Source organism: Phenylobacterium conjunctum (assembly GCF_042679085.1).
GTDB lineage: Bacteria > Pseudomonadota > Alphaproteobacteria > Caulobacterales > Caulobacteraceae > Phenylobacterium > Phenylobacterium conjunctum.
On the sequence record NZ_JBHTLQ010000058.1, the window covers coordinates 1 to 20,455 of the forward strand.

General features: G+C 70.7%; 20 protein-coding genes. 5 read left to right on the forward strand and 15 right to left on the reverse strand.

Translation table 11 applies throughout. From position 1 onward, the window contains the following. Positions 1 to 2,487: ATP-dependent DNA helicase (locus ACFQ27_RS17780; protein WP_377354537.1), on the forward strand; the 2,487-nt coding region annotated here is incomplete at its 5' end. On the opposite strand, the gene ACFQ27_RS17785 is transcribed toward ACFQ27_RS17780, so the two are convergent. Together ACFQ27_RS17785 and ACFQ27_RS17790 are read right to left on the reverse strand one after the other, a co-directional pair. Continuing rightward, on the reverse strand, positions 2,484 to 2,879 hold the full coding sequence (locus ACFQ27_RS17785; protein ID WP_374345733.1) for a DUF3830 family protein: 396 nt from the start codon (positions 2,877 to 2,879) through the stop codon (positions 2,484 to 2,486). The two genes, ACFQ27_RS17780 and ACFQ27_RS17785, sit on opposite strands and share 4 nt — an antisense overlap. Beyond that, positions 2,876 to 4,204: a hypothetical protein gene (locus ACFQ27_RS17790; protein WP_377354538.1), complete on the reverse strand. Its 1,329-nt coding sequence runs from the start codon at positions 4,202 to 4,204 to the stop codon at positions 2,876 to 2,878. Before ACFQ27_RS17790 ends, ACFQ27_RS17785 begins: the two co-directional genes overlap by 4 nt. 106 nt (positions 4,205 to 4,310) lie before the next feature. Here ACFQ27_RS17790 and ACFQ27_RS17795 point away from each other — a divergent pair, with 106 nt between their 5' ends. Then, complete coding sequence (locus ACFQ27_RS17795) at positions 4,311 to 5,708, forward strand: aminotransferase-like domain-containing protein (protein ID WP_374345731.1); 1,398 nt, start codon at positions 4,311 to 4,313, stop codon at positions 5,706 to 5,708. Here ACFQ27_RS17795 and ACFQ27_RS17800 read toward each other — a convergent pair. From ACFQ27_RS17800 to ACFQ27_RS17835, 8 genes are all read right to left on the reverse strand, one after another. Beyond that, positions 5,689 to 6,435, reverse strand: a complete 747-nt coding sequence (locus ACFQ27_RS17800; RefSeq protein ID WP_377354539.1) for a hypothetical protein — start codon at positions 6,433 to 6,435, stop codon at positions 5,689 to 5,691. The two genes, ACFQ27_RS17795 and ACFQ27_RS17800, sit on opposite strands and share 20 nt — an antisense overlap. 79 nt (positions 6,436 to 6,514) lie before the next feature. After that, a complete protein-coding gene (locus ACFQ27_RS17805; RefSeq protein WP_377354540.1) occupies positions 6,515 to 6,937 on the reverse strand; it encodes an SRPBCC family protein in 423 nt (140 codons plus the stop codon). Beyond that, positions 6,934 to 7,275 (reverse strand): ArsR/SmtB family transcription factor, encoded by a 342-nt coding sequence (locus ACFQ27_RS17810; RefSeq protein WP_374345728.1) that lies wholly within the window; start codon positions 7,273 to 7,275, stop codon positions 6,934 to 6,936. Before ACFQ27_RS17810 ends, ACFQ27_RS17805 begins: the two co-directional genes overlap by 4 nt. A gap of 76 nt (positions 7,276 to 7,351) precedes the next feature. Next, positions 7,352 to 7,606: an EF-hand domain-containing protein gene (locus tag ACFQ27_RS17815; RefSeq protein ID WP_374345727.1), complete on the reverse strand. Its 255-nt coding sequence runs from the start codon at positions 7,604 to 7,606 to the stop codon at positions 7,352 to 7,354. Between the two features lie 93 nt (positions 7,607 to 7,699). Further along, positions 7,700 to 8,029, reverse strand: a complete 330-nt coding sequence (locus ACFQ27_RS17820) for an SMR family transporter (protein ID WP_374345726.1) — start codon at positions 8,027 to 8,029, stop codon at positions 7,700 to 7,702. Continuing rightward, positions 8,026 to 8,952, reverse strand: a complete 927-nt coding sequence (locus ACFQ27_RS17825) for a prephenate/arogenate dehydrogenase family protein (RefSeq protein WP_374345725.1) — start codon at positions 8,950 to 8,952, stop codon at positions 8,026 to 8,028. Before ACFQ27_RS17825 ends, ACFQ27_RS17820 begins: the two co-directional genes overlap by 4 nt. A 13-nt stretch (positions 8,953 to 8,965) precedes the next feature. Continuing rightward, positions 8,966 to 10,090, reverse strand: a complete 1,125-nt coding sequence (gene hisC, locus ACFQ27_RS17830) for a histidinol-phosphate transaminase (RefSeq protein ID WP_377354541.1) — start codon at positions 10,088 to 10,090, stop codon at positions 8,966 to 8,968. A 36-nt stretch (positions 10,091 to 10,126) separates the two neighbouring features. Beyond that, on the reverse strand, positions 10,127 to 10,918 hold the full coding sequence (locus tag ACFQ27_RS17835) for a chorismate mutase (protein ID WP_377354542.1): 792 nt from the start codon (positions 10,916 to 10,918) through the stop codon (positions 10,127 to 10,129). A gap of 174 nt (positions 10,919 to 11,092) precedes the next feature. Here ACFQ27_RS17835 and ACFQ27_RS17840 point away from each other — a divergent pair, with 174 nt between their 5' ends. Beyond that, positions 11,093 to 11,728 (forward strand): NUDIX hydrolase, encoded by a 636-nt coding sequence (locus ACFQ27_RS17840; protein WP_377354543.1) that lies wholly within the window; start codon positions 11,093 to 11,095, stop codon positions 11,726 to 11,728. On the opposite strand, the gene ACFQ27_RS17845 is transcribed toward ACFQ27_RS17840, so the two are convergent. After that, positions 11,725 to 12,408, reverse strand: coding sequence for a response regulator (locus ACFQ27_RS17845; protein WP_374345721.1), 684 nt, complete (start codon positions 12,406 to 12,408; stop codon positions 11,725 to 11,727). The genes ACFQ27_RS17840 and ACFQ27_RS17845 overlap by 4 nt on opposite strands. After that, entirely contained in the window at positions 12,405 to 13,877 is a 1,473-nt protein-coding gene (locus ACFQ27_RS17850) for an ATP-binding protein (RefSeq protein WP_377354545.1), read from the reverse strand. Before ACFQ27_RS17850 ends, ACFQ27_RS17845 begins: the two co-directional genes overlap by 4 nt. A gap of 278 nt (positions 13,878 to 14,155) precedes the next feature. Here ACFQ27_RS17850 and ACFQ27_RS17855 point away from each other — a divergent pair, with 278 nt between their 5' ends. After that, a complete protein-coding gene (locus ACFQ27_RS17855; protein WP_377354546.1) occupies positions 14,156 to 15,202 on the forward strand; it encodes a 2OG-Fe(II) oxygenase in 1,047 nt (348 codons plus the stop codon). Positions 15,203 to 15,307: 105 nt separating this feature from the next. On the opposite strand, the gene ACFQ27_RS17860 is transcribed toward ACFQ27_RS17855, so the two are convergent. The 3 genes from ACFQ27_RS17860 to ACFQ27_RS17870 all read right to left on the reverse strand — a co-directional run bounded on the left by ACFQ27_RS17860 (position 15,308) and on the right by ACFQ27_RS17870 (position 18,950). Further along, positions 15,308 to 15,970 (reverse strand): lysoplasmalogenase family protein, encoded by a 663-nt coding sequence (locus ACFQ27_RS17860; RefSeq protein WP_377354547.1) that lies wholly within the window; start codon positions 15,968 to 15,970, stop codon positions 15,308 to 15,310. A 47-nt stretch (positions 15,971 to 16,017) separates the two neighbouring features. Beyond that, positions 16,018 to 17,022, reverse strand: a complete 1,005-nt coding sequence (locus tag ACFQ27_RS17865) for a M23 family metallopeptidase (RefSeq protein ID WP_377354548.1) — start codon at positions 17,020 to 17,022, stop codon at positions 16,018 to 16,020. 62 nt (positions 17,023 to 17,084) lie between these two features. Beyond that, a complete protein-coding gene (locus tag ACFQ27_RS17870) occupies positions 17,085 to 18,950 on the reverse strand; it encodes a CHASE3 domain-containing protein (protein ID WP_377354550.1) in 1,866 nt (621 codons plus the stop codon). Positions 18,951 to 19,075: 125 nt separating this feature from the next. On the opposite strand from ACFQ27_RS17870, the gene ACFQ27_RS17875 reads away from it, so the two are divergent. Then, positions 19,076 to 20,329 (forward strand): M24 family metallopeptidase, encoded by a 1,254-nt coding sequence (locus ACFQ27_RS17875; protein ID WP_377354551.1) that lies wholly within the window; start codon positions 19,076 to 19,078, stop codon positions 20,327 to 20,329. Positions 20,330 to 20,455: the final 126 nt, after the last annotated feature.

A 20,455-nucleotide genomic window follows, 5' to 3' on the forward strand; every position in this document is an offset into this window, starting at 1 on the left:
GCCGAGCAGGCCGCCTGCCTGCGCACCGCCTGCCAAGTGCTGCTGGCCGACCTGGCCGAGGCGCCCGAGCCCAGCCGCGAGGAGGCGCTCGCCGTCGCCGAGACCCTGACCCGTGCAGGTTGGGCCTGGGGAACGGCGGTGGTCGGCGCCCTGCGCTCGCGCCCGGCCGGCAACCAGTTCCGCTCGTCCGGCCTCGACGTCTGGGCCCGCATTCCGGAGTGGGAAGACCAGGCGCCCGCGGGCGAGGCCGGCTCCAAGCCCATGGCGCCCGAAGCCGCCGCCGAGCGGCTGAAGGAACTGCTGCACCGCGCCGGCCTGGACGAGGCTCGCCCGGCCCAGGCGGAATTCGCCGCCGAGACCGCCTTCGCCTTCCAGCCCCGCGAGCGCGAGGGCGAACCCCGCATGGTGCTGGCCGAGGCCGGGACCGGCGTCGGCAAGACCCTGGGCTATCTGGCCCCGGCCTCCCTGTGGGCCGAGGCCAACGGGCCGGCTGTGTGGGTCTCCACCTACACCCGCGCCCTGCAGCGCCAGATCGAGCGCGAGAGCCACGCCGTCTATCCCGACCCCAAGACCCGCGCCCGCAAGGCCGTGGTCCGCAAGGGGCGTGAGAACTATCTGTGCCTGCTGAACTTTCAGGACATGACCAACACCGCCCAGCTGGGCGGGGCGGACCTGATCGGCATGGCGCTCACTGCCCGGTGGGCGCGGTCCACCCGCGACGGCGACATGACCGGCGGCGATTTCCCGGCCTGGCTGCCGACCCTGTTCGCCGTGCCGCCAGCGGGCCAGGCCAGCCCCGCCAACCTGGTCGACCGGCGCGGCGAGTGCATCCACGCCGGCTGCGCCCACTACCGCACCTGCTTCGTGGAAAAGGCCATCCGCGCCTCGCGCAAGGCCGACCTGGTGATCGCCAACCACGCCCTGGTCATGACCCAGGCCGCCTTCGACGGGGCCCGCGCCGCGCGGGGCTCCAAGGCCGACGGTGAGACCACCCAGCTGAAGCGCATCGTCTTCGACGAGGGCCACCACCTGTTCGATGCCGCCGACAGCGCCTTTTCGGCCGCCCTGTCCGGCGCTGAGGCCGCCGAGCTGCGCCGCTGGATCCGCGGGCCCGAGGGCCGCGGCCGCCGCGGCCGCGGACTGGAGGCACGCCTGTCCGACATCATCGGCGATCGCGAGGACGCCAAGCGCTCGTTGCAGGACGCCGCCCACGCCGCCGCCGCCCTGCCGGGGGAGGGCTGGTCCGGCCGCATCGCCCCGCCCAATGGCGAGGTGAACCCGATCGGCCCCATCGAGGCCTTCCTGGTGGCGGTGATCGAACAGCTCCGCGCCCGCGCCGCCAATTCCGACGTCGGCATGGAGTGCGCCGCAAGGCCCGCCCTGGACCTGGTCCGCGAGACCGCCCAGGCCGCCGCCAATGCGCTCGCCAAGGTCGAGGCGCCGCTGCTGGCGCTCGCCCGCCACCTGGAAGACATCCTGGATGATGAGGCCGCCGAGCTCGCCACCGGCGACCGCGCGCGGATCGAAGGCGCCCTGCGTGGCCTGGACCGGCGGGCGCGCATGACCCTGCCGGCCTGGCGCTCCATGCTGCGGGCCATCGACGAGGACGCCGAGGACGATCCGGACTTCGTCGACTGGTTCGACGCCACCTTCCTCTATGGCCGGGTGGTCGACGCCGCCTGCCGCCGCCACTGGGTGGATCCGACCGAACCCCTGACCAACGCCGTGATCGCCCCGGCCCATGGGGTGCTGGTGACCAGCGCCACCCTGGCCGACAGCGCGCTCGACGATCCCTTTGCGCTCGCCGAGATGCGCACCGGCGCCGCGCGCCTGCCGGACCGGCCCAAGACCATCCGGCTGGCTTCACCCTTCGACTACGCCGCCAATGCGCGAGCCTTCGTCATCACCGACGTGGCAAAGGACGACGCCCGCCAGGTGGCGGCCGCCATGCGCGAGCTGTTCCTGGCCGCCGGCGGCGGCGGGGTCGGCCTGTTCACCGCCATCCGCCGCCTGCGCGCCGTGCACGAGCGGATCGCCGCCCCCCTGTCCGACAAGGGCTTGGCCCTCTACGCCCAGCATGTGGACCCGCTGGAGGTCGGCGCCTTGGTGGACATCTTCCGGGCCGAACAGGACGCCTGCCTGCTGGGCACCGACGCGGTGCGCGACGGGGTGGACGTGCCGGGCCGGTCGCTTCGGCTGCTGGTGTTTGACCGCGTGCCCTGGCCGCGGCCGGATATCCTGCATAAAGCCCGGCGCCTGCGCTTCGGCGGCAAGGGCTATGACGACAGCGTCGCCCGCAACCGCATCAGCCAGGCCTTCGGCCGCCTGATCCGGCGCGCCGACGACAAGGGCGTCTTCGTCATGCTGGACGCCGCCGCCCCCACCCGCCTGTTCTCCGGCCTCCCGCAGGGCGTGGAGATCCAGCGCGTCGGCCTGGTGGACGCCATCGAGGCGATCCAGGCGTTCCTGGGCGAACCCGCCCCCTAGTCCCAGCGCACCGTCTGAGCCCCCTCCCACAGCGCGCGCCGGCCAAGCTCGGCCAGCCGCTCCAGGTCGCCCTCCAAGGTCACCAGGTGCGCGCCCACCAGCGGTCCCGCGACACAGGCGAACCGGGTCGGGCCGTAGGGGATCAGGATCTCGGTCTCGCTCACCCCGCCGGGATAGAGCAGCACCTGGCCGGCCAAGGGCGTGCTCGTGGGGTTCTCCACCGCAAGGTCCAAGGCGCGCACGCCCAGCGGTGTCCAGCAAGCCTCGCCGCTCCAGCGGGCGTGCACCATCTGGACCGCCTCGCGGGCCAGGGCCTGGAAGGCGGCCCGACTCTGGGGCGAGCAGGGCGCCCAGCGAGCCGGGAAGACATCATCTCCGATGATCAGCCTCACGGCCGCGTCCCGATCAGGCGCATCACCGCCTCCATCCCTGGATCACGCCCGGCGAGCCAGGCCTTGGCGGTCAGGGGCGCGCGGACGTCCGGCTCAAGCGAGACCGGGTTCACATTGATGAAGTGGTCCAGGCAGGCGGGCTCGCCCGCGCAGCCGGCCCCCAGATCCCACTGGCCATTGGTGTAGCGCAGGGCCAGCTTCGAATTCGCCAGCCGCACATTGTCGCCCTCGGACCAGAAGCGCATCCGATCCCCGACCTCGTCGCCGACGATGACCACCCGGTCGCCGCCACTCTTCTCCAGCGCCGCCGCCGACACGATGCCGGCGGAGAAGGTGTATGGCCCGACCAGCAGATAGGTCCGCCCTGCCATCGCTGAGGGCAGCTTGCGCATGAAGTCCAGGGTGGTCAGCAGATTGCCGCCGATGTCGAACCGCAGGTCGACGATCAGGTTCGCCGGCTTGTCCGCGGCGATCCGCGCCTCCGCAGCCTTCAGGAAGTCCGCGATGGGGAAGCCGTCCTCGTCGCTGTTGGAGCGGAACTGGAGATAGAGGCCCACCGGCGTGGTCTCCAGGCGGAACGGCCGGTCGGCGTCGCGCAGGTAGAGGGGAACCGCGTCCGGTTTCAGCGCCGGAGTCCAGCCGGTCTCGCCAGCCAGCGCCTGGGGCGCCCAGAGCCGTTCGAACTCCGCGGTCGGCGTGAACGCCTGCGGGATCATCGCGATCCGCCGTGTGACCTTGCGGCCGTCAGCGAGCCGCAGCCTCAGGGTCAAGGCGTCCGCATCCTGTGCGACGCCCAGGGACTTCAGCACCCCTTCGCTTTCGATCAGCTCGGTGACGCGCTTCTTGCGGTCCAACTCCTTACCGCCCAGCAGGACCCGCACCCGTCCGTAGAGGGCGTCCGGCGACAGTCCCTCCACCGCCAGGACCCGCGCGCCGGCCAGGTCGGCGGCGTCGCCGTGGGCGCGCGCCACCACCAGGGCGTCCGGAAACCAGATCAGCCGCAGGGGCAGGCGCTTGTCTGGCAAGGCCTCGGGTGTGTGGTAGCGCACGCCGCTGTGGGCGTTGTCGGCCAGGGCCGCCACCTCGGCCAGCCCGACCAGCAGGTCGCTGGGGGTGAGGCGGCCCGCCCGGGCCTCTAGCGTCTTGAGCCTGGCCTCGGCGGCGGCCCGGGTCGTGGGCGTGAAGGCCATCTCCTTGGGCAGGTACTCGGCCCGCACCTGGGCCAGGTCCTGAAGCCGAGCCTCCCGGCTGATCGGCGTCGCCGCCTCCGCCAACCCGGCCAGCATGAGGACGCCCGCGAGCGTCAGTACGGCGATCCCGCGCATGAACATCCTCCCCTGGGCGATGACAGGCCCAGGGATAGCTCGTCAGACCAGCACAGTACCGATACAGTTTGCGACCGTCACAGCGATACGATTGGACCGCCCGCCCATGCCGCAATCCTCCAGGCGCCAGGGACCTGGCCTGGTCGACGCCTGTGTCGCCTGGGTCGAAGCCCGCATCGAGGGCCAGGTGTTCAGGCCGGGCGACCGCCTGCCGTCCATCCGCGCCCTGGCCCGGACGCGGGGCGTCTCGCCCTTCACTGTGGTCGCGGCCTATGATCGGCTGGCCGACCGGGGGCTGGTGGAGGCCCGCGCCGGGTCGGGGGTCTATGTCCGGCCGCGATCCGCGCCGCAGCCGGCCGCGCCCGCCCCGTCCAACATCGATCTGGCCTGGCTCATGCGCCACATGCTGGACAGCGGTCGGGTCCAGGGGCCGGGCCTCGGGGTCCTGCCGCCGAGCTGGCTGGACGGCGCCCAGGTGGCCGACAGCCTGCGCGCCCTGGGCCGCGAGGGGGCCGACCGCTGGCTAGCGGCCGGCGGCTCGCACGGCTTTGAGCCCTTGAGGGACCTGCTGCAACAGCGGCTGGCCGGCATGGGCGTCGTCGCCCGCCCCGACCAGATCGTCCTGACCACCGGCATCACCCAGGCCCTCGACCTGGTGCTGCGCGAACTGACCCGGCCGGGGGATGCGGTGCTGGTCCCGGAACCCTGCTGGTTCGGCGCCCTGGGGATGTTGGCGGCGCGGGGTCTGCGCATCGTCGGCGTGCCCTGCGGCCCGGACGGCCCGGACCTCGAGCGGCTGGAAGCCCTGACCGCCGAGGTTCGGCCCCGGCTGATGATCCTCACCGCCACCGCCCACAATCCCACCGGCTTCACGCTAGACCCGGAGGCCATCGACCGGATTCTCGCTGTCGCGCGGGCCCACGACGTGATGATCTTCGAAGACGACGTCTATGCGGACCTGGGCGCGCCCGGCGCCCCGCGCTTTGCGGCGCGCGGCGGCCTTGACCGGGTCATCTACGGCGGCAGCTTTTCCAAGACCCTGGCCTCGAACCTGCGGGTCGGCTTTGTCGCCGCCGCCCCGGATCGCGCCCAGGCCCTGGCGGACGCCAAGATCCTCGGCGGCTTCACGACGCCGGAGATCAATGAGCGGCTCCTGCACCGGCTCCTGTCGGGCCGGACCTACAGCCGTCGCACGGCCGAGCTGCGCGCGCGGCTGGACGCGGCCCGCCTGGCCATGCAGGCGCGGCTCGAGGCCGAGGGCTTCACGGTGCTTGGCCGTCCTCAGGCTGGGCTGTTCCTATGGGTCGACATGGGGTGCGACACCAACCAGCTGGCGGTCGCCGCCCACGGCCAATTGATCGCACCCGGCGCGCTGTTCTCGCCCGATGGCGGGGTCAGTCCCTGGATGCGGATCAATGTCGCCACGCCCCAGGACCAGGCCTTCGCCGCCCTCATGGACCTGGCGCGCGCCCGGGCTCCAGGCGCTAGTGACCGATCAGCTTGAGCGAGAAGCTCGCCCAGGCGGGGCTGAGCAGCAGGGCCGTGGCCATGATCTGGAGCGAGAAGGTCAGGCCGGCCGCGGCCAGATAGGCCGGATGCAGCCGTCGGTGCGCCGCCAGTTCGTAGGCGCCGAACGCCAGCACGAGCACGACATTTGGCAGGTAGAGGCTGGCCCAGGTGGGCGTGAAGCCCTGGCCGCCGCCCACCAGCGCCTCGGCGGCGTCCCCCAGCCAGCGCGAGAATCCCGCGTCGGAGATGTACAGGGTCCCCATCAGAATCAGCCGCTTGTGCGCCTGGGGCCTTGCCCGCATCACCAGGCCCGCGCCGACCAGCAGGGTGAAGGCCACCATGTCGCTCAGCTGCACCGCCAGGAAAGCGGGCGCCCGGCCCTTGGCCGCGAACTTCGCCGCATCGACCATGATCGCCGTCGCCGGACCCAGAATCACCATGATGCAAGCCAAGGCCGCGCCCACCAGGCCAAGCCTCCTGTGCAGGTCGACACGTCCGCGCCGCGCCAACAGGGCCTGGACGGTGAGCAGCACCAGCCAGCCCACGAAGACGAAGGCGTGGACATGGACGATGGGCAGGTAGACCCGGTCCGGCTGGCTCAGGATCTGGCCGCCAAAGCCCATCAGCACGCCGGTCCAGATCAGGCCGATCAGGACCAGGATCGCATTGCGGTCGGTGTCGCGTGGCCGGGTCGTCGCGCCCGTCAGCCTATTGGTCGTCATACTGTCCCCCACACGGGGACAGGCTAGGTCGAGGCGACCCTGGCGGCCAAGCTCGTCAAAAAGCTACGCCCCCGCTCCCTCAGCGCAGGGTGGCGTCCAGCCCCTCCAGAATCCCGGTCCAACCGGCGTTGGTCTGGCTCTCCCACTGCGGCTCGACGCCGGTGTGCGTCAGGGTCAGGTCGCAGCCGTCGCCGGCTGGAACGATGTCCACCGTGACGGTGGTGGCGTCGAAGGCGCGGTCGTCGCCGAAGGAGAAGACCAGCCGCCGGGGCCGGTCGATCTCCAGATACGTACCGCGATGTTCGTCGTCGCGGTCGCCACGGCGTTCGGTGATCAGGAATGTCCCGCCGACCCGAGGGTCGATCTCGACCTTCAACATGATCCCGTCAGGGGTCGCGAACAGGAACTTGCCGGCCAAGGCCGGGTCCAGCCAGGCGTCGAACACCCGCTCCGGCGGAAAGGCGTAGTGGCGGCGCACCACAAGGGTGACGGTCTTGGTCATCGGGCGTCTCCTTCAGCGTCCTGGGCCCTGAGGGCGGCGTCGAGGGCGTCGAGCCGGGCGGTCCAGGCGGCGCGCTGGGCGTCCATCCAGGCGCGGGCCGCGTCCATCGGTTCGGGATTGAGGGTCAGCAGCTGTTCGCGCCCGGCCTTGCGGCGGCGCACCAGCTCGGCGGCCTCCAGCACCCGGATGTGCTTGGAGACCCCGGTCAGGGTCATGTCGAAGGGCCGCGCCAGGTCACTGATCCGGGTCTCGCCCAGGGACAGGCGCTGCAGGATGGCCCGGCGGGTGGGATCGGCCAGGGCGGTCAGGGTGCGATCGAGGTGGGCGTCGGTGAGCATGACATTGAACCTTCTGGTTCAATGCCATGCCTTGGTCGCCGATATCAGTCAACCAAAAGGTTCAGTGTTCTGCGGCCTACTGGTGCTGCATCATCTTCTGGATGGCGGCGGTGAGCTCGGCCTGGGTCACCTTGCCGTCATGGTCGGCGTCGACCATGTCGAAGCGGTCGGCGGGGCGGCCGGCGGCGGTCCACTCGTCCTTGGTGATGGCGCCGTCGCTGTTGGCGTCAAAGCGCTTGAAGGCGGCGGCCGGGTCGGGCGGGCCCATCTGGGCCTGGGCGGCGCCGGCCAGGGACAGGGCCGCGACGGCGGCGAGGATCAGGGTGCGCATGTGCGTCTCCGGGGTTGTTTCCGCCGGGGACTGGAGGCGCGCCGTGTTGCGGAATTATTGCACGCCTATGGCCAATATCTGGCCCGCCGCGGATCAGGCCTGCGACTTGGAGAACAGGTTGATCACCAGCACCCCGGCCAGGATCAGGCCGATGCCGGCCATGGCCGGGACATCCAGGGCCTGTTTGAACCAGACCCAGGCGATGGCGGTGATCAGCACAATGCCCACCCCCGACCAGATGGCGTAGGCCACGCCCACCGGCACGCTCTTGAGGGTATGCGACAGGCACCAGAAGGCCACGCCATAGCTGAGCACCGTGACCAGCGAGGGCAGGGGCCGGGAGAAGTTCTCCGAGGCCTTCAGCATGGTGGTGCCCAACACCTCGGCCAGGATCGCCCCGGTCAGCCACAGATAGCCGTTCACGGGTGCTTGCCCCGGTCGCGGCCGAAGTTGGGCTCGGCGCTTTCCTGGCCGGCGGCGACGATGCCCCGGCGGATGGCGCGGGTGCGGGTGAACAGCTCGAACAGCTTGTCGCCCTCGCCCCAGCGGATCGCCCGCGACAGGGCCTGCAGGTCCTCGGTGAACCGTCCCAGGATCTCCAGCACCGCGTCCTTGTTGGTCAGGAAGATGTCCCGCCACATGGTGGGGTCCGACGCCGCGATGCGGGTGAAGTCGCGGAAGCCGCCGGCGGAATACTTCATCACCTCGGCCTGGGTGACCTCCTCCAGGTCGGCGGCGGTGCCGACGATGTTGTAGGCGATCAGGTGGGGCAGGTGGCTGGTGACGGCCAGGACCAGGTCGTGGTGGGCGGCGTCCATCCGCTCCACATTGGCGCCCACCGCGCTCCAGAAATCGGCCAGGCGTTGGACGGCCTCCAGATAGGCGTCGTCCTCGCAGGGGCGCGGCGTGAGGATCACCCAGCGCTTGTCGAACAGCTCGGCGAAGCCGGCGGCCGGACCTGACTGTTCGGTGCCCGCGATGGGGTGGCCGGGAACCAGGAAGGCGGTTTCGGGCAAGGCGGCGGACAGGGCGTCCATCACCGCGCCCTTCACCGAGCCCACGTCGGTGACCGTGGCGCCGGGCTTCAGGGCCGGGGCGGCGGCGCGGGCGGCCTCGCCCATGGCCATCACCGGCACGGCGAACACCACCAGGTCAGCGCCCGCCACGGCCTCGGCGATGTCGCCGGTCACCAGGTCGGCATAGCCCAGGGCCTTGATCTGCTCGCGGTGCTCGGCGCTGGCGTCGGCCACGGCGACCTCGCGGACCACGCCCGCGGCGCGCGCCGCCAGGATGGTGGACGACCCGATCAGGCCGCAGCCGATCACCGCCAGACGGGGATAGATCACCTCAGTCACCCGCTCAGGCCTTCATGAAATCGGCCAGGGCCTCGACCAGGGCCCGGTTGTGCTCTTCCAGGCCGATGGTCATGCGCAGGTGGTCGGGCAGCCCATAGCCGGTGACGCCGCGCACGATGATCCCGCGCGAGGCCAGGAAGGCTTCGGCCTCTTTGGCGGTCCTGCCCGGCGTCTTGGGAAAGCCCACCAGGATGAAGTTGGCCGCCGACGGGATAGCCTCGAGGCCCAGCCCGCCCAGCTGCTGCGCCAGCCAGGGCCGCCACTGGGCGACCAGGGCCAGGGACCGGGCCTGGAAGTTGTCGTCGCCGAGGGCCGCGACGGCCGCCAGCTGAGCCGGGATATTGACGTTGAAGGGCAGGCGGATGCGGTCGACGGCGGCGGCCATCTCCTCCGGCATATAGGCCCAGCCCACCCGCAGGGCCGCCAGGCCATGCAGCTTGGAGAAGGTCCGGGTCATGACCACGTTGTCGAACTCACGGACCATGGCCGCGCCGTCCTCGAAACCGGGATCGTCCACGAACTCGGCATAGGCGCCGTCCAGCACCAGGATCACGCTGGGCGGCAGGGCCGCGTGCAGCCTCCGGATTTCCGCGCCGCCGACCCAGGTCCCGGTGGGGTTGCCGGGATTGGCGACGAACACCGCCCGGGTGCGGCCATCGACCAGCTTCAGGAGCTCGTCGACATCGATGCGGTAGTCTTTTTCCGGGGCGAAGCGGACCTCGGCCTGGCAAGCCCTCGCGCCGATGGCGTAGGCGCCGAACCCGTATTGGCCCTGGACGATGTTGTCGCCGGGCTCCAGGAAGGTCTGGTTGATCAGCTGGAAGATCTCGTCCGAGCCGCAGCCGAACAGCAGGCGCTCGGGCTCAAGCCCGTACTTTTCGCCGATCGCCGCGCGCAGCATGTTCGACCGGCCTTCCGGGTACATGTGCAGCTGGTCGATGGCGGTGGCGAAGGCCTCGCGCGCCAGGGGGCTGGAGCCCAGGATGTTCTCGTTGGCCGACAGCTTCAGCGGATGCTCGACCCCGTCGACCTTGGCCTTGCCGGGCACATAGGGCGCGATGTCCAGGATGCCGGGCTTGGGCGTCGGGCGCTGGGCGGCGCCGCGGTCGAGGACGGGGGTGTCGGTCATGGCGGTAAGCTCGGGCGAAACGGGATCGCCCGCCTCTTACACGTCGAGCGGCCCCGGCGCAGCCCCGATGACCCCGGAAAGTCGACCCGGCGCGCGGGCCAGGCGCTCGTCGCCCGGCTGGTAATAGCCCATCAGGGCGAACAGTTTCAGCCCGCCGGCCTCGGCCACGAAGTCGGCGGCGACGCCGTCCTTGCCCAGGGCTTCTTCGATGGCCGCGGCCGAACCGGGGGCGTCGGTGACCCAGTAGGTCCGGTCATCGCCGGTGGGCTCCACATCCACCTGGGCCACGCACAGGGCGTTCAGCGGCCCCCAGGCGGCCAGGCAGGGCAGGGCGGCGAACACTTTCAGGCTGGGCTCGGCCAGCAGGCGGCCCCACCAGCCGGCTTCCAGGGCCAGGACGGCCACGCCGCCCGGCGTGCGGGCTGCGGCCAGGGCGTCCTCGGGCTTGGCCACCTCGCGCAGGGGCGGGGCGCCGCCCAGGCGATGCCGGGCCAGCTCCAGGGCCTTGGCCGGATCCTTGCCGCCCCAGACAGCGCCATGGAACGGCCCCTGGCGCGACAGGCTGTCGCCGATCAGCTCGCGCCAGATGCGCACCACCAGGCTGGGTCGGGCGTTCTGGCGGGCAGGGTTGGCCAAGAGCTTGCGCAGCAGGGCGGCTTCGCGGCCGGGCCGCAGGGCGAACTTGTCGGCGTCTCCCGCCGCGGCCTTGGCGGCGGCGACCTCACGGGCCAGGCCCGCGCGTTCTTCGACCAGGGCCAGGATGCCGGCGTCGATCGCATCGATGCGCGCGCGCACCGCGTCCAGGGAGGGCGGGGTGGGTTGGGACATAATCTCTCCCGAAAACCGAGGCTTGGCGCTTAGGTCATTGCGCCGCCTCACGCAATAGGCGCCGCTTTCGGAAGAAAGTTGCACCCGAAACCAGCGGCTGGGCGCGACGATGAGCGCCGGCCCTTGCGTCGGGACCCAGGTTCTGGCGTCTCGGCGCAGAAGGAGCGCCTGCCGATGACCGACCGCCTGACCTGGACCGTCACGTCCAGTGAGATCACCTTCCAGGATCGTTGGCTGACCGTGAGATCCGACTGGTGCCTGACGCCGCGCGGAGACCGGATCGGGCCCTATCACGTGGTGCGCTATCCCAACTGTATCAACGTCGTGGCGGTCACGCGGGACGGTGAGCTGGTCCTGGCGCGGGAGTACCGACATGGCGCCGGGCAGGTTGTGCTCGGCCTGCCCAGCGGCGCGATCGATGCCGCGGATGGGGTGGAGGCCGAAGGGGCGGCCCTTCGCGCGGCGAACCGTGAGCTGATGGAAGAGACCGGCTATGCGGCGGGTCGGCTGGAGCGCATCCTCGGCGCCTGGCCCAATCCCGCCAACCAGGACAACCGCGCCACCTCGTTCCTGGCCCTGGATCTGGTCGCTGGTGGCGAGACCAAGCCTGACCTCGGCGAGGAGATCGAGGTGGAGCTGCACGGCTTCGCCAAGGTCTTGCGTGATCTGGCCTCAGGCGAACTGGACATGCAGGCCATGCACATCGCCGCCCTATGGGCTGCGGCCCGCCGCATCCTGGTGCTGGGCGAGGCGAGCGGCCTTGCCAGCGAGACCCGCCGCGAGATCGCTGCGGCCCTGACCGGCGTTTAATCCTCGGCGCGCAGGCGGTAGCCGATGCCGGGCTCGGTGAGCAGCAGCTGAGGGGCGGCGGAATCGGCTTCGAGCTTCTGCCGCACCTGGCCCACCAGCACCCGCACGAACTGGGCCTCGACGTCAGAGGCCGGCCCCCAGACCGCGGCGATCAGCTGCTTATGGGTCACCACCCGCCCCGCATGGCGGGCCAGGGTGCGGATCAGGTCATACTCGCGCGGGGTCAGGCGGATCTCCATCCCGTCCAGGGTGACCCGCCGGGTGGCGAAATTGATCTCCAGGTCGTCGCAGCGGAACACCGCTGAGGCGGCGAACCGGCGCTCGCGGCCGCGCAGGGCCGCCCGCACCCGCGCCAGCAGTTCGCCGATGCCGAAAGGCTTGTTGATGAAGTCGTCGGCGCCCAGGTCCAGGGCGGCGATCTTCTCGCCCTCCAGGTCGCGGGCCGACAGCACAAGTATCGGAACCTCGGTCCACTCGCGCAGCCGCCGGATCACCTCCTTGCCGTCCATGTCCGGCAGGCCCAGGTCGAGCAGGATCACGTCACTCGGCTCGGCGGCCATCTGGGCGATGGCGTCCAGGCCGGTCTCGGCGGCGGACACCTCGTAGCCCTCGGCGTTGAGCGCCGGGCGAAGGGCGCGGACGAGCTGCGGCTCGTCGTCCACCAGCAGCAGGCGGATCATGTCAGGGCCTCCGTAGCGGCGGGGAGGCGGATCTCCACCTCCAGGCCGCCGGTCTGTGGCAGCCGCGCCTGGGCCGATCCGCCCATGGCCTCCACCAGGCCGCGCGTGATGGACAGGCCGAGCCCCGCGCCCTGCTGAAGGCTCTCGGCCGCCCCGCCGCGGTAGAACTTCTCGAAGATGCGCTCCAGGTCCTGGGGCGGGACCCCATGCCCCTGGTCGGCGATGGTGATGACCACCTCGTGCTCCGCCTCAATCTCAATGCTCAATCCCGTGGTCTCCGGGGTGTAGCGCAGCGCGTTCTCCAGCACGTTGGACAGCGCCTGCTCCAGCAGGATGGAATCTCCCAGGGCCACGGCCGGACGGGCGGGAAGCCGGCGGGTCACCTTGCGCCCGCCCAGGCGCGAGCCCAGCCTGGCCAGGGCCTGGTCCGCCACCTCGGCCACGTCGAAGGGCGTGGGCTCGACCCTAAGGGCCCCGGACTCCAGCTTGGTCATGTTCAGCAGGTTGGCGATGAAGCGGTTCATCCGCTCGGCCTCCTCCTGGATGGTGTCCAACAGGTCGGCGCGCACGGCGCTGTCGAAGCGCTCCCCGAAGTCCTTCAGGCTGGTCGCCGAGGCCAGGATCGAGGCCAGCGGCGTGCGCAGATCATGGGAGATGGAGGACAACAGGGCGTTCCGCAGCCGCTCTGTGCGGGCCAGGGTCTCGATCTCGGTCCGAGCCTCGCTCAGCCGCGCGCGCACCAGGGCCGTGGCGCCCAGGTCGACCAGCACATGAACCAGCTGCGTCTGGTCATCAGAGGGGGCGGACTCCGTGGTGGCGGGCCGCCAGGCGGCGACCCCCAGGACCTCGCCGTCGGCCCGCAGCAGGCGGGTGCGCCAGCCCGCGGCCACCCAAGCCTCCTCCGAGGGGGCGGCGTCTCCGGCGGGCGTCTGGGCCGGCGGGGTGATCCCGGGCGGGTGCAGCACCGCCGCGCCGCCGGTCGAGATCATCGCCTCCCCGCGGGCCACCGTGGCCAGGTGCGCCGCCAGCCTTTCCTGCACCGCTTGCTCGCTGACCAGGGAGGTGAACTCGCGACTGGCGGCCAGCAGGGCGTTTGTCGCCTGGGCCCGGCTCTGGGCGCGCCGGGCGGCGTCGCGGACCCGGCCGGCCAGCCCCCCGGTCAACATCGCCACGATCAGGAACACGGTCAGGACGATGAAGTCCTCGGCGGTCACGAACTGGATCGTGAAGCGCGGGTCGACCAGATAGAAATTGTAGATCCCATAGGCGGTCAGGGCCGCGAAGTAGGCTGGCCCTGAACCCAGCCATACGGCTGCGACCACGACGCCGGCCAGGAACACCATCGACAGCCGCGTGGTGTCCAGGCTGCGGTACAGGAGTTCCGAGACCAGGGTCGAGACTACAACCGTGCCGAAGGCGGCGGCGTAGCGCCGCCACCCCTCAAGGTCGCGCAGGGCGGGCCAGTTCAAGCGCGCGGACCTCACCGGGCTACAGGGCTGAAGGTGGGGGTCGGCGGCCGCAAGAGGTCTCCTTGGGGGGCAGATGTCCCGAAGTCGCCGACCCTGTCGAAACCACGTCCGACGCAGGAAAGATGCGAGCAGGGGTTGGACGGAACAATTATGTCCCCCTTATAACCCACGCATGCTTGGTCGGGCGGGCGGGTTTGGTACAGCTCACGCCGTGCGCGCTTCCCGCCGGCGCATCGATGGTTCCTTCAAAGCCCCCGGTGAGCGAGGGAGCGTGCATCATGCTTGATATCGGCCGAGTGGCGCCCTTCTTTGAGGCCCCAACCCACACCAATCCCACGTTCAAGTTCTCCAGCGTGGGCGGTCGCTATGCGGTGCTGGCCTTCCTGCCGCCCGACGCCGAGCGGGCCGGCCAGATGACCCAGGCGGTCAGTGGGATGCGTCACCTGCTGTCGGATGACCGCGTGGTGGCCTTCTTCGTCACCAGTGATGAGAACCGCTTCCGGGCCGCGGGCGAAGCGCCGGGCCTGCGGTGGTTCTTCGACGCCAACGCGCTCATCGCCAACGGCTACGGCGCCCTCGAGGCCGATGGAAGCCATCCGGGCCGCTACGTCGTCATCGATCCCGCCATGCGCATCCTGGCCTGGCTGGAGACGGACGAGGCCTTGCGCAGCTTCATCGAGGCCCTGCCGGCTCCTGATGACCATGCCGGCGTGACGCTGTTCGCCCCGGTCCTGGTCGTGCCGCGGGTGTTCGAGCCTGAACTCTGCCGCCGCCTGATCGACCTCTATGACGCCCGTGGCGGCGAACGCTCGGGCGTCATGCGCGAGGTGGACGGGCGAACGGTCCCGGTCCTGGACAGCTTCAAGAGCCGCCGCGACGTCGTGGTCGATGATCAGGCGCTGCGCGACCTGTTGCGTCAGCGCCTGGCCCAACGGCTGCTGCCGCAGATCCACAAGGCCTTCAACTACAAGGTCACGCGGGTCGAGCGCTACATGGTCGCCTGTTACGATGCTGCAGAGGGCGGCTATTTCAACGCCCACCGGGACAACACCACCCGCGGGACCGCGCACCGGCGCTTCGCCTGTTCGATCAATTTGAACGCCGAGGATTTTGAGGGCGGCGACCTGCGCTTCCCCGAGTTCGGCTCACGCACCTATCGGCCCCCGACCGGCGGCGCCGTGGTGTTCTCCTGCTCGCTGCTGCACGAGGCGACCCTGGTCAGGTCCGGCCGCCGCTACGCCTTCCTACCGTTCTTCTTCGACGAGGACGCCGAGAAGATCCGCCTCGAGAACCTCAAGTTCCTGGACCAGGCGCCCGCCGCCTAGAGCCCTTTCCGTTCTGACTGCATCGGTCAGAACGGACAAAAAGGTCTCGAATTCAAAAGTTTAGAGCACTTTCCGATAACCGTTTCACACTTATCGGAAAGTGCTCTAGATCGCGGCGGCGTCCCGCGCCAGGGTGCGGGTGACTCCCAGGCAGATGGCCAGCTGGCCGCCATAGTACAGCGGCCAGATCGCGGCGCCGGCCAGGGCGTCGTGCGCCAAAGGCCCTGACCGGGCGAAGATCAGCAGGTCCGACACCACGAAGGCCAAGGCCCCCAGGCCGACCAGGGCGCGGGGAAAGCGGCTCATCCAGGCGGTGGCGGCCATGGCCGCCAGGCCGGTGGCGTAGAGCGCGACGCCGGGCGCGAAGGCGCGGTCCGCCGGCAGCTCAAAGGCGGTGACCGCAATGGCCGGGATCATCAGGGCGCCGGAGATCAGCTGGCCACGGGTCAGGTCCTGGCGCCGGTGAGCCCAGTAAAGCGCCACCGCCACAAGATGGCCGATCAGGAAGGCCACCGCCCCGACCGTCAGCCCAAAGGCGTTCAGCAGCACATCGCCCAGGGCGCCAAAGGCCATCACCGCCGCGATCATCCAGCCGTCGCGCCCGCTGGCCCGCAAGGCGGCGTAGGCCGCCAGCAGGGCGACGCCGGAGCCCTTCCACGCCAGCACGATCGCGTCAGGCAAGTTCAGCAGCGGCTGGGCCATATAGCTCACACCGCCGACGATGGACGCCGCCAGGACGATCTTGGGCAGCCTTTGAACCTCGGTCATCGAGTCCCCCTTGGCGCGAGCCTAGCCGGACCACAGCTTCTGCGGGGTCAGAGGCGCAGGCTGAATGTGCGGCGGATCGCCGCAGCGCCGGCGCGGGTCACCTCGTAGCGGGCCGTATAGGTCCCCGGCGTCCAGCCCGCTGGCGGCCGCTTGCGCCCGGCATAGAGCAGGTATTGGGCCTTGTCCCGATCCAGGGCCGGAATGCGGGTCTCCGAGACCACCTCGCCCTTGGGACCGGTCAGGACCAGATGCTGGGTGTCGCCGGCCTTCAGGCCGATAGCGCGCACATAGGCGACCAGCACGCCGGAGCCCGCCTGGGGCGCGGACAGCCCGCCCGCCTCCACGTCGTCATTGGTCACCGGCCGGTCGGCGAAGCCGGCGTTCAGCACCGCGCCCGTCTGGTAGGCCAGCAACCGGCCGGCTTCCTCGCTCCACATGCCCGGCCCGCCGGCGCCGCAGGCCGCGCCAGGCTTGGGCGCGAACGGATCGACCACCACACCCGCGCGGCGCACAGTCAGATGCAGGTGGGGATATTCGGTGTTGCCCGACAGGCCGACCTTGCCGACGGGCTGACCGGCCGCGACGGTGTCGCCGGCCTTCACCGACAGGCTGCCCTTGGCCATGTGGCAGTACTGGGTCTCCCAGCCGCCGCCGTGGTCGATCACCAGGCCGTTGCCGCAATCCTGGCCGTTCAGCGGCGGGGCGCCGGGGGCCTTGACCGAGATGTCCTGCACCCCGTCGCGCAGGCGGCTGACCTTGCCGGCCGCCGCCGCCAGCACGGCGACGCCGCGCCGCTGGGCGGCCATGTCCAGGATGCGGAAGTCGACGCCGTTGTGGTTCTGATAGGTCCGCGCGCCGCAGCGCCAGTCCTGGGCGCCCGGCCCCGGATCGCGGTCCAGATAGTTCTGCACCTCGCAGGTCTGGCCCGGACGGCAGGCGATCGGCAGGCCAAGCTTTGGCGGGGCCGGCTCCGGGGCGCTGTCGGCGATGGCGGGGGCCAGGGCGCCGGCCAGCGCGACCCCGGCGAGGGCGAGCAGTCTCTTGGGGGGCATGGGCGTCCTCCGATCCTTCCCATCCTGGCGCAGGCGTCGGGCGGCAATATGGCCCCCAGGTTTCACCCTAAGCTCGGCCGGTTCGCGCCCTGGCCGTCCAGGGCCTGACGCATCTTGGCGGCCAGCTGCTGGATGGTGAAGGGCTTGGGCAGGAAGGCCACCCCGGCGTCCAGCACCCCGTTATGCACGACGGCGTTGCGGGTGTAGCCCGTGGTGTAGAGGACCTTGAGGCCCACCAGCCGCTCCGAGGCCGTATCGGCCAGCACCCGTCCGGTCATCCCTGGCATGACGATGTCGGTGAACAACAGGTCGATGCGCGGCTCCTGCTCCAGGATCTGCAGCGCCTCCGCGCCGGAACTCGCATGGATCACCGTGTAGCCGAGCTCCCGCAGCGACTCGACGCTGACCTTTCGCACCCGCTCGTCGTCCTCGACCACCAGGATGATCTCGCCAGGGCGGCCCTCGGGCAGGTCGGCCACCGACTGGGTCGCCGCCTGGGCGGTCAGTTCGCCCATCCAGCGCGGCAGGTAGATCTTCACCGAGGTGCCCTGGCCGATCTCGGAATAGATCTTCACGTGGCCGCCGGACTGTTTGACGAAGCCGAACACCTGGCTGAGCCCCAGGCCGGTGCCCCGGCCCACGCCCTTGGTGGTGTAGAAGGGATCAAAGGCCCGGGCGATCACCTCTGGCGGCATGCCGACGCCGGTGTCGGTGACCGAGAACATCACGTACTGGCCTGGCGTCACCTCCTGGTGTTCCTTGGCGTACTCCTCGTCGAGATAGGCGTTGGCGGTCTCGATGGTCAGCCGCCCGCCATCGGGCATGGCGTCGCGGCCGTTCACACACAGATTCAGGATGCCATTCTCCAGCTGGGAGACATCGGCGTTCACCCGCCAGATGCCGCCCGATAGCACCGTCTCCAGCTTGACCTGCTCGCCGATGGTCCGGCGCAGCAGCTCCGACATCCCCTGGACCAGGCGGTTGGGGTCCGAAGCCACCGGCGCCAGGGGCTGTTGCCGGGAGAAGGCCAGCAGGCGCGACGTCAGGGCCGCGGCCCGCTCGGCGCCGTCGATGGCGTTGTCGATGGAGCGGGTGGCCCGCTCAGGGTCCGAGGTCAGCCGGCGCTTGGCCAGGTCCAGGCTGCCGATGATGATCGACAGCATGTTGTTGAAGTCGTGGGCGATGCCGCCGGTCAGCTGGCCGATCGCCTCCATCTTCTGCATCTGGCGGACCTGGGCCTCGGCCTGCTCGCGGTTGGCGGCCTCGGTCTCCAGCTCGGCGTTGGTCTGGATCAGGGCGCGGATCTGCCGCTGCAGCGCCATCACGGCATAGGCGGTCAGGGCCACCAGGACCGCGAAGCCCAGGATTAGGGCCAGCCGCAGCCGGCCGGCGGTGGCCTCCGCCTGGGCGCGGCGCATGGCCAGCAGCCGGCCTTCCTCGGCCCGCATGGCCGCCAGCTCGCCGCGGATGGCGTCCATCAGGACCTTGCCGCGGCCTTGGGTGACGGCGTCCGTGGCGCCGGCCAGATCGCCGGCTTCACGCAGGCCCAGGCCCACCCGCAGCCGCGCCAGCCGCTGATCGACCAAGGGGCGCAGCCGGTCCATCGAGGCCTGCTGGATCGCATTGTCCGCCGTCGCGTGCTCCAGGGCGTCGAGCTCGGTGCTCAGCCGCGCCACGGCCCGGTCATAGGGTTCGCGAAAGTCGGGCCGCCCGGTGATGATGAAGCCGCGCTGCCCGGTCTCGGCGTCCTGCACCAGGCTCTGGACCAGCGCGATCCGGTTCTGGACCTGCAAGGTGTGGGTGACCACGGCGTTATCGTGGGCCTGGCCCGAGGCCAGGCTCAGCGTGGCCAGCAGCAGCAGGGCCAGGAGGGCGGACCCCATCACCATGAACAGGGTCGAACGGCGTGTGATCTTGCGCGCGGGCATCTGCGGGTTGTTCACGAAGCCAGGCCGGACAACAAGCGCGGCCGTAGGCTTTTCCGTCTGCGGCCCCCTCTACAGCCCGGCGAATCCGGCCTAAGCCTTCGGCCTCGACTGGGATGGAGCGGATCATGACCCACCGGCGTGGATTCCTTGGACTGGCGGCCGGCGCGGGCCTGGCGCTCAGCGCGGGCCTGGCCCGGGCGGCGGCGCCGGCGGCCATTCCGGAACTGAAACCCCTGACCGGCGGCGTGGTCCCCATCAGTCCGGCGGAGCGCCGGGAGCGCATCGCCCGCGCCCAAACCCTGATGCGCGCTCAAGGGGTTTCAGCCCTGCTGATCGAGCCCGGCTCAGCCATGATCTATTTCTGCGGAGTTCGCTGGAGCCGCAGCGAGCGGCTGACCGCCTGCGTGATTCCGGTGGACGGCGATGTGCTGATCGTCACCCCGCACTTCGAGGAGCCCTCGGTGCGCGAGACCCTGGCGGTCCCGGCCGAGGTGCGCGTCTGGCAGGAGGACGAGAACCCGCTGGAGGTCGTCGCCGGCTGGCTGAAGGACAAGAAGCTGGCCTCCGGCGTCGTGGGCGTCGAGGAGACTGTCCGCTACTTCATCGTCGACGCCCTGCAGAAGGCCCTGCCGTCGGCCACCGTGCGCAACAGCGCCGCCGTCACCCGCGGCGTGCGGATGATCAAGACCGAGCACGAGCTCGCCCTGATGCAGACCGCCGCCGACATCACCATCGCGGCCTATCGCTACACCTATCCCCGCATCCAGGCCGGCATGACCCGTGGCGACATCAACGACCTGATGACGGCGGCGACCCACGCCCTGGGCGGCGAGGCGGAGTTCAACCTGATCCTGCTGGGTGAGGCCTCGGCCTATCCGCACGGCTCGGGCAAGCCACAGATGGTCCGCGAGGGCGAGGTGGTGCTGATGGATTGCGGCTGCGTGGTCGAGGGCTACCAGTCCGACATCTCGCGCACCTTCGTGTTCGGCGCGCCGAGCGCCGCCCAGCGCAAGGTCTGGGACGAGGTCCATCGCGGCCAGGAGATCGCCTTCGCCGCCGCCAAACTGGGCGCCCCGGCCGGCGCGGTCGATGACGCCGTGCGTGGCTGGTACGAATCCCTCGGCTACGGCCCGCGCTACAAGCTGCCGGGCCTGTCGCACCGCACCGGCCACGGCATCGGCCTGGACGGCCACGAGCCGGTCAACCTGGTGCATGGCGAGGCGACCAAGCTTGCGCCCGGCATGTGCTTCTCCAACGAGCCGGGGATCTACATCCCAGGCCAGTTCGGGGTTCGGCTGGAGGACTGCTTCCACATGACCGAGGTTGGGCCGAGGTACTTCTCGGAGCCGCCGCCGTCCCTGGACAAGCCCTTCGGCTGACGTCTCACCAGAGCTTGGGCGCCGGCGCGACGCCCACCGGGCCGACCCGCGTGCGCCCGGCCTCGAAGCTGAGCGGCAGCTTGCCCTGCGGCGTCGCCACCATCACCGCCGCCCCGCCCAGGCCCT